Source organism: Microcoleus sp. F10-B2 (assembly GCF_036704965.1).
GTDB lineage: Bacteria > Cyanobacteriota > Cyanobacteriia > Cyanobacteriales > Microcoleaceae > Microcoleus.
Window position 1 is genome coordinate 1 of the sequence record NZ_JAUBTB010000131.1, and the last position, 13,963, is coordinate 13,963.

Sequence of the window (13,963 nt, forward strand, 5' to 3'; positions counted from 1 at the left end):
CATACGTGAATGCCACGTTTTCTATAGTTGTCTTTTTGTCAAGTACAATTTATACCAAATTAGATGAGCTTACCCTGTCTTTATTCGCGTTTTTGCATTCGATAACAAGGATAGGAATACCGTTGATCAGAAATACGACATCTTCCCTGATGCCGTATTTACCGTTATGGATGTAGAATTCTTCGGTAACTTCGTAGGTGTTTCGGGTAGGGTCGCCGTAGTCGATGAGTTTTAGGTCAAGTTCCCGATTTTCAGCAGCATAGAAATATTTGCCTTGGTTGCGGAGATAGGTAAGAAAGTCTCTATTTCCGTAAATGTCGGTAGGTAGGTTGCTGAGTTGGGCAATCAGTACGCCTTGGGCTTCGCTGTAGTTAGGGTTAAATTGGCGGACTTTTTTATAGAGGACATCATCAAAATAGAGAGAGGCTTGTTGTGCTTTTTCCTGAATGTTGCCAGTGTGATTATTAAAGCCCCGTATAGTTTCGGCTTGTTCACGCGGCACAAACGTCCAACCGATTTCTTGGGCGTAGGTGATGATACGGCTTTGAACAGTTTTGTGTTCTCCAGGTTTAGGCATGATAGTAAATCTCAGCTATAAGTTAACAAAAAGCCTAGTCTGTGTTGGTTTGAGTAGCTGTATATGCTTGTTGCGGACTATGGGAAGGTTTTTCTTGTTGTAGTTTTCCCGATCTCACAAGCGGAGTTAAATATTGAGTTTGTAAATAATCTTGATTACGATCCAAAATGGTAGCAATCGCAGCAGAAGATAAGGTCTTCCAAGTACAAAGCTCTACGATTGCAGTTGTGGCCTCATCATGGCTTGAACGTCTACCAAGTCCTTCAATCTTAGTTCTTAATTGTTCAGGCATTTGTACTAGATAGTTCTGACGCTCATCACTCTTAGGATGATACTCTTGTTCTCCCAAAGCCAGATTCAGAACTAGCTGCTGATGATCTTCAGATTGAGCGTTGGCTGTAGATGGACTCCTTAGATTAGACTCGTCTGGTGTGGTCAACTCCCTAGATAACGGCTTATCTAGGAAGTCACTCCCTAGATTAGGCTCCTCTGGCGTGGTCAACTCCCCAGATAAGCCATCGTCTACTAATGCTGAAGTGAGGGTGTAGCAGGTAGCTGACCCTTTGCCTTGTTGTTCAAGTAATCCCACATCCCGTAAACGTCTCAGGTGTTGACTGGCGGTGAGAGTATCAACATCATTGGTGACACGGTAAATTAAATTATTAATCATTCCCACCTGTCTTAAGACGACGAGTGCTGTGGCTTCATCATTACTTAATCCATACTTTTTAAATTGTGTCAGCCATTCAATATCATCTCCATCAAGAAGATGATGGGTAAAAAGGGTAACGTGAAAATAATCTCTATCTCGATTGGAAACAAACAAAGGTAGGGTCAAGTTGGCTTCCACCATTTTCTCTAACATAACCCTCCCTCCAGAGCCTTTTGTTTCTGCAAGATTTACTTCATGGAGAACTGCGGCAATTTTTTCGTTACGAGTTTTTGATCCTGGTTGGTCAAATTCATCTGTGGGTTTGAGAGAATAACCAGGATTACGAATTTCTAAACGATCAGAGAAGCGGATAATCTGGACAGGACTCCGTTCTCGATAGTTACGGTGCATTACAGCGTTAACAATTGCTTCTCGGATAACTTTACGGGGTATGAGAGGGGTTTCTCTGCGGTGAATCCCATTTTCTGCAAGGGCGAAGGCTTTAGGCAGATCGTTAAGGACAAGGGTTATTAATTTGGGAATGGCTAGTAGTAGGGGTTCACGGATTTCGGTACTTTGATAACGCTTATCTGGATCTGAAACCCATTCCTTACCTTCTACAAGGATGTAGTCGATGCGGTGCATGGGAAAATAACGCCGCAGGGCGAGCGCATTTCCGAATAAGATTAATCCAGCGAAGGTGACGCAGTATTCTTCTTTTTGGGTGGGATGTCTGGCGATCGCATTTAGGGCAAAAAGTAGCCTCTGGTCATCGTAATTGAGTTCGCTGGCGTTGGGGTTTAATTCCTGCCTTTCTCTGCGGTAAGCAGCGATCGCTTTTGGGTCTAAATCATCGATAGTAGCATCGGGGATAGTTGTAGTATCGTAGGTTTGGGTATTACGTTCTTTATAAAACAGTTCAATATCTCTCTCAGTGCATTTTTGATCGGTTGAAGCAATGCGTCTAAATGCACCTTGGGGAAGTCCTCTTTTAGTAAGATAGACTGGTTTTTCTGAGGGTTGGACTTCGGGGATAAAGGCAACAATGATGATTTTCCCGTCTTTGGTAGCAGTTTCTATTTGGGGACGAATAGTAATGTTAAAAACTTCTCTGCATTGGGTAGCTAAGTCTCGTTGTATTTTGTCGGGATCTGCTATTCCTTCAATTTCATAATTATTGGTATCACTTTCTTCTGATGATTTGATACCAAGCAGAAGATAGCCCCCTCCTAGGCTAGGTTCATTAGAAAATGCGCTAATGCTTTCCCAACAGCTTTTACCAACTTCTGAGCCTTTTTTTGCTTCTATTTCTACGCTTTCATCTTCGGTAGTGAGAAGTTCCCAGAGTTCATCAAAGGTTAGCATTGTTATTCATCTCCTCCCTGTGGTTCAAGGTTGAAAGCGGAAAAATTAAGGTCATCTACTCGGATTTGGGCGGTCATTAGTTGGTGAAGGAGCGTTCTAAAGAGCTCACTCATCACTTTTTTTATTGAAACTAGAGCATCAATTTTTGCAGCTACTTTATCTAGCAAAAAAGCTATTTCTATTTGTTCTTGAATATCTGGCAACCCAAAAATAATATCTCTAATTTTACTAGGTGATGTATGTTTAACTTTTGAACCGGTTGCTGTTCTAGAAATTTCGCTTCTTATATGCGGCGTATTAAAAATGTGAAAAAGAAATTGCTTATACAAATAAGATTCATCAAGTCTTTCAATAAGTCCAAGACGTTGATTATGAAGATATTTATTGGATTCTGGTATAAAGGCTGAACTACCTAACAATCCCGATTTTTGCTCTGTCATAGCAACAAGGAGATCGCCTTCATTTAGTAGATATCCGTCGGGAACTTTACCTGTGTAATATTTAGTCTTATCTTTTTGATCGCGGAAACCTCCATCTTCATAAAAATGTCCTGGTGTCATCAAAATAAATTCACCTTCTGGCTTGAAGTATTCGCCATCAAAGGCATAGCCATGTTTAATTTGAAACATATTGCCAAGAGGTATAACATCCCAACTTTCAGGAATAAGACCTATTTCTGTCATCTTTTGCGGTTCGTTACGAGTTCCCTCTGTGAATAGTTTTTGTATGAGGGCTTTTTTCAATTCAGTAGTGAGAGTGATGAGTTGCTCTTGTTGTGCGATCGCATTCTGCACTAGCCACAACACCCCCGCAATCTTTCGCTGTTCTTCAATTGGGGGAATTACAACATTTAATTTCTTAATTGCATTGGTTGATAAATTAGCTTGTTTCATTCCCTTTGCTGTTAAAAACAAGGGGGTTAAAAATATTCTTGAGAGTAAAAAATAAAAAATATAATCACGATTAACATCTGCCGAAATAATATCAATCCTAGCAACTCGTTGGTTTAGTAGTAAATTTTTGTTGGTTTTGTTTATTTTGACGGTAAAACCATAATCTTCTTTTTCGCTGGTTCCAGTTAATGAGATTATTAAATCTCCCTCTTGCAAAACATACTTGGAGTATTTTTGTGCGTAGCTGTCGGGATAAAAAATAGGTTTGCGCTCTAGAGCAAGTTTGTTTTGATATAGGTTGCCCATCCTTATGAGTTGAGTGTTAGAAGACTCTACAGCATCGGTGGATTTGAAAGCATATCCATTAAAAAGACTTAAGACCTCTTCAAATTTAACAATTTTCCAACTTTCAGGAATAAAACCTAACTCTGTAGTTTTATAAGACTCTTTTTTTTTATTGGTTATTTTAGTTTCATGAAGATGTTCGTCAATTGTAGCTGTTTGCCCTTCCATCATTTATATGTCCCCAAAACTTGCATTAATAATTGATTCGTTTCCGAAGCTTCCACTTCCAAAATTTCCAACTCCTCTAAAATCTCCGCAATAGGTCGAAATTCCTCTGTTTCTGCTACATGAATATAACGCGAAGGCGAAATATTATAATCATTACGGGCAATGTCATCCTTAGAGACAATGAGGCTAAATTTATCCTCCTCCCGCCAATTTAAAAACGTGCTGGCAATACTCTCAATTCCCTCATCAGGAATATAGTTTTTCGGATCGCCCTTGGCAAATACCAAACTTGCATTGATTAAAAATAGTTTACCTTGTCGTTCTTTGGGTTTAGCCCGATTCAGAAATAAAAGAATACCTGGCGCAGAAGTGTTGTAAAACAGATTTCTTGGTAAATAAATCACCCCTTCTATCAAATCCTGTTCCACAAACCAACGTCGTACATTCTTCTCTTTATTCTTATTGATATTTCCTGAACCCCGTGACGCTGCACCTGTATCCAAAACGATCGCCGCCTTTCCCGTTTTATCCATTGATGCCCAAATATGTTGCACCCAACCCCAATCAGCAGACTGTTTCCCTGGAAAACCTGCACCCTTGGGAAAACGCCCTAACTCATCGCCATCATAGTGCGATTCAATAAACCAGTCCTGATTCCACATGGGATTGGCTACCACTCGCTCAAACTGAGCTAATTTCCCCGCTTGCATGAGTTTAGGATGGCGAAACGTATCCCCGATTTCGATTTTTCCCTCCAAGTCGTGAATAATCATATTCATGTTTGCCATTGCCCAAGTAGTCGCTGTGTACTCCTGCCCATAAAGTTGTAACGGTGCAAACTTTTCTGTTGAACTTTGGGATTCTTGCAAAACCAACTGACACTTAATTAACAACCCCGCCGAACCACAACAGGGGTCATAAATCGTCATTCCTGGCTGTGGTTGCATAATCTTCGCCATGATTAGCCCCACTTCCCTCGGCGTGTAAAATTCCCCTGCTGATTGTCCCGAATTTTCCGCAAACTTACGAATCAAATACTCATAACTGCGCCCAATAATATCTGGCTCTACATCCTTTAAACCGAGACGCTTCTCCGATATTTTTTCAATTAAATTCGAGAGTCTGTCATCAGCAATGTCACGCTGTCCATGAGTTGTAGCATTAAAATCAACCCGATCAATAATCCCTTTGAGTAAAGGATTCACTTTAGCAATTTCCCGCAAATAGCCTGTTAAAGTCTCGCCAATCTTGTCCGACAGCCTACGAATCATAGACCAAACAGGCTGATCTGGATCGTCAGGTTGTAGTGGTAAGTAGAACCTCACCAGATTTTGATCCATTGCTACCAACTTAAACGCTTTGGCACGAGAACCCACCTTCTGGGCAATCCGATTTAACTCATCATCAAATACATCACAAAGTCGCTTCGTAAAAATCAATGGCAGAATAAAATCCTTATATTTTGCTGCTTCCTGCGCCCCTCTAATGCTACAAGCAGCATCCCAAATCCAATTTTCCAGGGACTTATCCCCATTACGTTCAACCATGTATATTTTTGTAACTATTTCAAGCTGTTAATTTTTGCTGTATTTGCTGATGTATCCGATCTAACCATACAGGAATCACTGGCTGACCAGATTTTAAGGATGCGATCGCACTCTCCCTCTCAAACTCTACCACTTGGAGCGATCGCGATGAATGAATCCCACGACACCATAAACCGCCCCAGCGAAACCGAGTTGGTAAACCCCGGTTCGTTCTCCCTCAGCCGTTGTAGCGTCATGACCGCCTGTACAATAACAAATAATTTGTTACTGTACAGTTTTTGCTTTGGGAATACAATTTGCTATGCGGATAAAAGGACTTGAACCTTCACTCCTCTCGGAACCAGAACCTAAATCTGGCGCGTCTGCCAATTCCGCCATATCCGCATTTTGACATTTAAATACTATAGCACACAACAGAGCGATCGGTCAATCGATTTTAGATTTTAGATTTTAGATTTTAGATTGAATACGGCGACCTACTGATAAATCCGCAGGCTTGGGAGCCAATTGCTCGATCGATCGATTTTAGATTTTAGATTGAAAAAAGCGACCCACGGATAAATTCCCAGGCTGATGACCAAATTGCTCGATCGCCGAACATCGAGAAACCCGGTCATTTTTGGACACCGGGTTCAATCATGAGTTATCGCCACAGCAATTTTCCGTATTTTTCACTTGTCACTTACTTTTGGCCGAGCGCCTTCCAGGTTGTTTCGTCCACCATGCCGTTAGCCATTAAACCCTTATACTCCTGAAAGCTCTTGACAGCCGTAGCAGTGCGAGCGCCAAAAATGCCGTCGATCGGGCCCGGATCGTAACCCTGCATTTCCAAACGCACCTGTAGCGTCTTCACCTTGGAACCGACAGCGCCTTTATTGAGAAGAGTTGGAGGATTGCCGGGAACAGCAGCAGTGCTCAGAGTTGGAGGATTGCTCTGCACAGTTTCAGGAGCTGATGCCGGATCTGCTGCTAAAGCTGTCCAAGTTTCTTTGTCCACAATGCCATCTGCGTTCAAACCCTTAGACTGCTGAAAGGCACGAACCGCCGATGTAGTGCGAGAGCCATAGGTACCGTCGATCGTCCCTACCTTGAAATTGTGCACCTGCAAGCGCTGCTGTATGGCGGCAACTTCTGGCCCGTCAGCTCCCGCCGAGATAGTTTTTTCTTTTTTCACTGGAGCCTGCTCGCCCGCGTAAAAAGGCTTGTTAAACATATCTCCTTCGGACTTTCCCTCGGGCGATGCTGAGGCACCCGGATCTGCGGGATTCGTAAAGTCTCTGCGGTACTGTTCCTGCACAAATGGTTCGGAGTCGAAAGCAGCAGTTGCCTTTCGGGTTAAGCCGGGAGCGAGCAGAGCAATCAAGCTCAAAATCGTAACAGTAGTCACACGCATAAATTGCATCCTATTAGTGAGGTTTGACAAGGTTTCGCTGTTTTCAAGTTTCTCAATCTAATTGTATTACCCGGACTGCTTTCTGAGAAATATAGCAGAATGAAGAAGGAAGAAGGCTCTTCCACTTCGCGAGTGGGTAACAAAAAGTCCGAGGGAAGGGGTAATAGACCGCATTGGTTTGGGCCATTAAGAACTTTATAACCGTCGGGCGCGGTTGCTATATCTGCCACAGCTTCTAGAAGTTCGGCAATGGGGACGGCCGCACTCAGAAGTTATGACTTGGAAGCAGGGACGGGTTCGCACTATTCCTCAGAAACCCGGTTGATTCCGAGAAGTTTTTTTACTAAAGCCAATATTTTAGTAGAAACCGCGTTTCTTAGCCTCAGTCCTCTTGTGTAAAACCTGCTGTCATTCACAAATCTTTACGGGCGGGTTGTGTAAAAAGTCGATCCATCAGAGACCAAGTTTTTTCCTTCAACCAGCCCGTAAGAAGCAAAAGTCGCCACTTATCGGTTCGCGTGTTCTGCCAATAAAGCCTTGGCTCTCGGCTTGTAAATCAGATAAAACAGCGCTTCTATGTAGCGGAGCATATCTTCGCGGTTTTCCTTGGACGAGTAGTTCCAGAAACCGTAAGTCCGCGCCAGCGTCAGCAGTTTGGTAGTATGAATTTTCCATGTATACGTGCTGTAAACTCGGTCAATTCCTCGCGTTGAAATTTCATACCAATAGTTGAGATTGTGTTCGCACTTCGATAAAAAATCTAGAATTTTTTGGGCGGTTTCCGGGTGGTTTGTCGGGTTGATATAAAACCCATTTACGCCATCTTGAATAATTTCCAGCGGGCCGCCAAACTGCGTCCCGAAAGTGGGAATGCCAGTAATCATTGCTTCTAGAATTGTCAAGCCGAAAGCTTCAAATAAGGCTGGCTGCACAAATATACCTTGGCCGTCGGCGATTACCCGGTAGATTTCGCCGGACAGACTTTTGGAAAGCCTTACTCCCAGCCAGCGAATTTTACCGTGGAGGTTGTATTGGTCGATAATTGCGTAGAGCTTTTTAATTTCTTCTGCTTCTTCGTAGTCTTCGGTTTCTTCCTCCCGCAGCTTGCCAGCTACTAGAATTAAGTTGCATTTTTCTTGCAGTTCCTGGCTTTTTCCAAACAATTCTGCTAAGCCTGTCAGATTTTTAATGCGATCGAGCCTTGCGATCGAAAATAAAGGGCGCTTTTGCGGGTCGTCGAGTTTTCCAAAGACTTGTTCCGGGTCTTCTAGAGTAAACAGCAGTTCGTTGAGCCGATCGCGATCGTCTTGCACCCGGTCTTCGATCCGCGTGTAGGGAAAGTACACGCTTTCGTTGACTCCCGGCGGCACCACGTTGAATTTTGGGCTGAACAGTTCAATCCCGTTCACAACGTGGTACAAATCCGGCATGGTAAAACAATTGTAAGATTCGTACTGACCGACACTATCGGGTTGGCCCACAATCTCTTGATAGGTGCTGCTGACAATACAATTAGCTGCATTCATAGCAATTATATCGGCAGTAAATTGCAGCGAAAAATGGTAATTTTTATCTGATTCTTGCCAGTAGAGATTGCTTAACAAATATTTAGATTTTTCCAGTGCATGGGCAATATTGCACTGAGTAGTTTTGAGTTTGCGAGACAGCAAAAACGCTACCAAGTTGCCGTCAGAATAGTTGCCGACAATTAAATCTGGCTTGCCCTGAAACTCAGCCAGCAGTTCTTTTTCTGCATCGATCGCGTAAGTTTCCAAATAAGGCCAAATCTCGAATCTCGAAATCCAATTTTGAGTGAGTTTGGGATTGAAATCCCGGAAGGGAACCCGCAAAATCCAAGCATTTTCTGTGTCGTGAACTTGTTCCAAACGTTCGTTGCAGCGCGTGCCGTCGCTGTTAGGAATTAACCTGGTGAGAATAATTACTTTAGGTTTGACGCCTAAACTATCGAGACCGGCAAGATGAATGTCTTCTTGCAGTTGTCTCTCTAAACTCTTGGCTTGATCGAGGACATAAACTACCTGCCCTCCCGTATCCGGTCGCCCCAAAACTCCTTCTTGGCCGAACCAGCCGTGAGGAGAAACTAGGACGATTTTGAAAATCATCGGGATGCGAGAAATAAATGCTTCTAGGGTTTGCGGATCGGGGGCATCAATTAATTCGTCAAGAAGTCCTAGGGTTTCATGCACGCGGGCGGCGGTATTTCCCCAACCTGCCTCGAAACCCATCAATTGCAAAACCAGTCGAAATCTTTCGTAGGGTTCTTGTTCAGAAATATCGCTGACAAAGGTGAGGGCTTTTTTGACTTGTTCGGAAAGTTGTTCTTGGGATTTTATGCGATCGTTAATTAGTAATTGTACGCCGTTGTAGCGGTGAATCCGGAAGAAATTAAATAGAGTTTCCTGCCACTGTCTGGCGTCTTGGAACAGTTTGCTGGACAGGTATCGGTTGAGGAATTGCACTCCTTTGCCGATGTTTTTGGGGTCGCGAATTGTGGGGGAATAATCGTAAAAAGGGCCGAAATCTAGTTCGAGAATGTCGCCTTCTTGGGGGTGAAAGTGGTTGACGAAGCGATCGCGCACGTCGAGCAATTCTTGCACTGTCATCTGCTCGAGTGTCAAGTCGTCTCCAACTCGCACTATTTCTATAGTAGCAATTTTTGGTCGCAGCAGGACGCAAATGCTGTCCTCTTCAAGAATAATTTCCTGAACGTAGTAAATCAGTTTGCTCAAATGAGAAGATTTATGGAACTGTTCGGGCTTTTCGTATTTGGTGCAGTAGGCAGCAAAAGCGTTAACTATGTCGTTTCGCAGTAAATATTTGTTACCCAAAGCCCGCAAATCGCTGACAAACTGACGCAAGTCGGTTTTTTCGTCGCTGGCGATCGCAGCCTGAAAGAGTTCAGACATACATACTCCCTTATTTAAGACTTTTGATTTCCACTGTAAAATTAGGCGATACTCAAATAGTATCGCCCTTTTTTTTTAGGCTACTACTTTTTTTAATGTCATTTTAAAGTCTGCAAAGTTAAGTTGCTATCCCTCAAATGACATAAAACTCCCCGTATTTGTGGCGAATGTAGCGGATAAAGGGATCGATACTTAAAGGTGAACCTGTAACGCGATCGATCAATTCGACGGCAGTGTATTTGCGGCCGTGCTGGTAGATATTTTGTTTTAGCCAGTCGTGGAGTACGGTAAAATTGCCCTGTTCTATTTCTACGGGAATTTCAGGATTGATTTTTACTGCTGTTTCGTAGAATTGGGCGCTCATCAAGTTGCCGAGGGTGTAACCTTGGAACATTCCGCCGATCGTACCGACGTACCAGTGAACATCTTGCATGGCGCCTTCGCTGTCGGTGGCGGGGACAACGCCGAGGTCGGTTTGATAGCGTTCGTTCCAGGCTTCGGGGAGGTCTCGCACTGCTAGTTTTCCCTCTACCATTGCCAATTCTAGGTCAAAGCGGATGGCGACGTGGAGGTTGTAGGTTACTTCGTCGGCGTCTGTGCGGACGAGCGATCGCGAGACTTTGTTGATTGCCCGGTAAAATGCGTCAGTGGATACGTGTCCCAACTGTCGCAAAAATATCCCTTGGAGTTGCGGGTAGAAACATTCCCAAAAACCGCGACTGCGCCCCACTAGATTTTCCCAAAGTCGCGATTGACTTTCGTGCACGCCGGAGGAAATGCCGCCTGCCAGAAGCGTACCTTCAAATTCCGGGGAATTTCCGAGTTCGTAGAGGGCGTGTCCGGCTTCGTGGATGCTGCTGAACAGTGCTTGATCCAGGTGGTCTTCATAGACGCGGGTGGTAATTCGCACGTCGTCTATAGAGAAGTTAGTCATGAACGGGTGCAGGGTGGTGTCTTGCCGTCCCCGCTGGAAGTCGAACCCCATGCGTTCTACGACTGTGCGCGTGAATTCTAGTTGCTGGGATTCTGGGAAGTTTTGGTGCAAGCAGGAGTCGTCGGCGGGTGGTTGGGAGGTGATGGCTTCGACTATCGGCACTAATTCTTGACGCAGTTTGGCGAAAAGCGGGCGCAGCAGGGATACTTTCATGCCGTAGTCGCTGCGATCGATCAACGGATCGGCGATGTGTTCGTAGCCGGGGAAAAAGTCAGCGTACTGCCTGCTTAATTCTAGGGTTTTTTCTAGATACGGCTCGACCGCTGCGAAATTGTTGGCTGCCCTAGCTGCTGCCCAAGCTTCGTAGCTGTCGGCTTGGTGGCGGCAGAGTGCGGACATGAAGGTTGCGGGGACTCTGGAGGCGCGATCGTAGTCTCTGCGGGCGATGCGGATCAGGCTGGCTGCGGTGGAGTCGTAGGGGAGGGTTTGTTCGTAGAAACGCAAGTCTTCTAGAAGTTCACCTATTTTTGGGTCTGTAAATTTTTCGTGGGATATTTGTTTGAGTGTAGCCAACTGGCGGCCTCTGGCACTTGCACCTTTGGGCGGCATATAAGTTGATTGATCCCAATGCAGCAGCGAAGAGGCTGATTCGATGTCGTTAACTTCTCTGAGGTGGGCTGCTAGTTGAGCGAATTTTGCTTGAGTTTTGTCTAGGGTTTGCATGATGGGGGTTTATGGTCCTGTTTTGCCTACAACGGTTGCAGTGCGGCATCCGTATCCATCAATCATTGCTACCCTGAAATCAAGCTAAAAACCGCACTTGTTTCTGTATTGTACGCAATTTAGAGTCATTTTTGCACTGTTTTCGGTATTTTTCGGGATTGAGTTCGATCGCCTTGGATAAGTTTTCGATCGCCAGCCGGATGCTGGTGGCTACAAGTTCTTGATTGTTTGTGAGATCGCCTGCTTGTTTTTCCAGGGCGTACACGCAAGCTTTTTGATAGTAAAGGTTTGGATCGTCGGGTGTGAGTCCGATGATTTTATCGTAGGAGGCGATGGCTTCGGTAAATCGTTGAATTTTTCTGAGGGCTACGGCGCGGTTGTACCAGGCTTCGGTGTTGTCTGGCTGCAACTCTACCGTTTTGTCCCAAGAGGCAATTGCTTCTTCAAAGCGTTCTAAGTTGGCTAATGCTAAGCCGCGGTTGTACCAGGTTTCGCTGTCATTTGGCTTGAGTGCGAGGGCTTTGTCCCAGGATGCGATCGCTGCTTCAAATTGTCCCATTTGTGCGATCGCCGTGCCGCGTTTGTTCCAGACTGCGGGGGAATTCGGCCGCAGTTGCAGGGTTTTGTCGTAGGAGGCGACGGCTTCGGGGTAAAGTTTTTCATCGGCTAGGGCTAAGCCGCGGTTGTACCAGGCTTGATACAAGTCTGGTTTGAGTTCGATCGCTTTGTCGTAGGATGCGATCGCCGCTGTATTTTGGTCGCATTTTCTGAGGGTAAATGCTTTGTTGTACCAAGCTTCGCAGTAGTCTGGTTTGATGGCGATGGCTTTGTCGTAGGAGTCGATCGCTTCTGAGAATTTTTCCAAGTTGACGAGGGTGTTGCCGCGGTTCGTCCAAGCTTCGTGGTAGCTTGGGTTGAGTTCGATCGCCTGTTCGTAGGAGGCGATCGCTTCTGAGAATTTGTTTAGCTTCTGCAAAACGTTGGCGCGGTTGTACCACGCTTCGGGATTGTTTGGTTTAATTTGTAGGGATTTGTTGTAGGCTGCGATCGCTTCTTCTAGCTGTCCCAATTTTCTGAGGGCTACGCCTTGGTTGTACCGCGCTTCATAAAATTTTGGTTCGAGTGCGATCGCTTCTTCCCAAGATTCGATCGCAGCTTGGAAGCGCCCCATTGCTTCTAGGGCGTTGCCGCGATCGTACAGTGTTTGAGCCTTTGGGGTGTTGACTGCTATGAATTTTTCCCCTGAGTCGATCGGCTTTTCTATGCTGGCTAATTTTTGCAAGGGGTTTCACCTCTTTATTTTCTGTCTAATTGATTCTTTTCTTTTTTATATGCGATCTTTTTCGCCTTTGAGTGCTTTCGATCGCGACTATTTGGTTATTGATGGCAATTTTACACGAATTTGGGAGCTTTTTCAATTTTTTTCCTTATAATTCTATAGTTGGGATTTATAGGTATAGATTAATACTATTTTTTTGAGCTGACTGCGTAGAAAAGAGGAAAGGGCGATCGGGCTGACAGGATTACGTTAAAACCACAAATAACCGCGATCGCCAGAAACCCGATTTTTCAAACAAACCGGGGTTATGAGCATTTATTCGGGGTTAAATGCTATCTGGATCGATGTTCAATTCGCGGAGTTTAGCAGCTAAACGTTGAGCTCTTTGGTCTGCTTGTTCGGCTCTTTGGTCTGCTTGTTCGGCTCTTTGGTCTGCTTGTTCTGCCCTTTGAGATTCTTGTTGTAGCCGCTGACGATCTAATAACCTCTCTTCTTCTAATTCCGCATAGGAAAGAAACTTTTCTCCATTAGGTCGATAAATTTCTAACCCATCTTCTCCCAACTCAAATCGTACACCTAATCTCGGACTAATCCATCCCCCCATCGGCTCAATAACTTCTAAATCTCCCTCAATTCTTTGCCAACCTTCCAACTCATTTCTTTGTGGATCGTAAAGGTAATACTCCTCAACTCCATGACGCTGGTAAAATGAAAGTTTTTTATTCATTTTAGTGTTGCTGTCGTTATGGGAGCGAATCTCAAATACGACTTGAGGGCCAATATTATCCTCTCGATATTGTATGTAGGAAAGGCGATCGCCCTTTGGCCTCCCAAATATCACCATCGTATCAGGTGCTTGAGAAATCTCAGGTCTCCCCTCAACGGGATACCACAGTAAATCGGCGGCTACAAAAACGTTTGGGTCATCTTTAAACAGCGATTCGCAACCTTCTTTGATTTTGACAATTAATTCATATTGAATTGTGCTTTCTGCCATTGGTTGACCGTCGCTGGAAGGATAAATGATTTCTTCGGTTGTGACTTGCATAGTGTTTGTCTCCGAGAAGTATCTAGGTTTAATTGCTGGGGGGGTGACAAAGAGGTTTAGGAGATAGACCGAATAAGGGTTGCAGCCCGTATACCCTGTTGATAAAAGCGAC

General features: G+C 44.5%; 9 protein-coding genes and 1 tRNA gene. All 10 read right to left on the bottom strand.

Annotated elements, in window-relative coordinates; translation table 11 throughout:
• Window positions 1-49: 49 nt before the first annotated feature.
• The 10 genes from QUA99_RS29895 to QUA99_RS29940 all read right to left on the bottom strand — a co-directional run bounded on the left by QUA99_RS29895 (window position 50) and on the right by QUA99_RS29940 (window position 13,851).
• Window positions 50-577: a type I restriction endonuclease gene (locus QUA99_RS29895; RefSeq protein ID WP_333244326.1), complete on the bottom strand. Its 528-nt coding sequence runs from the start codon at window positions 575-577 to the stop codon at window positions 50-52.
• A 34-nt stretch (window positions 578-611) separates the two neighbouring features.
• Window positions 612-2,594, bottom strand: a complete 1,983-nt coding sequence (locus tag QUA99_RS29900; RefSeq protein WP_333244323.1) for an ATP-binding protein — start codon at window positions 2,592-2,594, stop codon at window positions 612-614.
• Window positions 2,595-2,596: 2 nt separating this feature from the next.
• The gene (locus QUA99_RS29905) at window positions 2,597-4,003 is read right to left on the bottom strand and encodes a restriction endonuclease subunit S (protein WP_333244320.1); all 1,407 of its coding nucleotides are present in this window, start codon (window positions 4,001-4,003) and stop codon (window positions 2,597-2,599) included.
• Window positions 4,000-5,547: a class I SAM-dependent DNA methyltransferase gene (locus QUA99_RS29910; RefSeq protein ID WP_333244318.1), complete on the bottom strand. Its 1,548-nt coding sequence runs from the start codon at window positions 5,545-5,547 to the stop codon at window positions 4,000-4,002. The genes QUA99_RS29905 and QUA99_RS29910 overlap by 4 nt, the downstream gene beginning before the upstream one ends.
• Before the next feature lie 302 nt (window positions 5,548-5,849).
• Window positions 5,850-5,931: transfer RNA gene (locus QUA99_RS29915), tRNA-Leu, on the bottom strand.
• 298 nt (window positions 5,932-6,229) lie between these two features.
• Entirely contained in the window at window positions 6,230-6,940 is a 711-nt protein-coding gene (locus QUA99_RS29920; protein ID WP_333244315.1) for a peptidoglycan-binding protein, read from the bottom strand.
• Between the two features lie 506 nt (window positions 6,941-7,446).
• Window positions 7,447-9,867 carry a sucrose synthase gene (locus tag QUA99_RS29925; protein ID WP_333244312.1) on the bottom strand — a complete coding sequence of 807 codons (2,421 nt, stop codon included), beginning with the start codon at window positions 9,865-9,867 and terminating at the stop codon, window positions 7,447-7,449.
• A 133-nt stretch (window positions 9,868-10,000) separates the two neighbouring features.
• Window positions 10,001-11,524 (bottom strand): carboxypeptidase M32, encoded by a 1,524-nt coding sequence (locus tag QUA99_RS29930; RefSeq protein ID WP_333244309.1) that lies wholly within the window; start codon window positions 11,522-11,524, stop codon window positions 10,001-10,003.
• A gap of 79 nt (window positions 11,525-11,603) precedes the next feature.
• Window positions 11,604-12,806, bottom strand: coding sequence for a tetratricopeptide repeat protein (locus QUA99_RS29935; protein ID WP_333244307.1), 1,203 nt, complete (start codon window positions 12,804-12,806; stop codon window positions 11,604-11,606).
• Between the two features lie 322 nt (window positions 12,807-13,128).
• Window positions 13,129-13,851 (bottom strand): Uma2 family endonuclease, encoded by a 723-nt coding sequence (locus QUA99_RS29940; RefSeq protein WP_333244304.1) that lies wholly within the window; start codon window positions 13,849-13,851, stop codon window positions 13,129-13,131.
• Window positions 13,852-13,963: the final 112 nt, after the last annotated feature.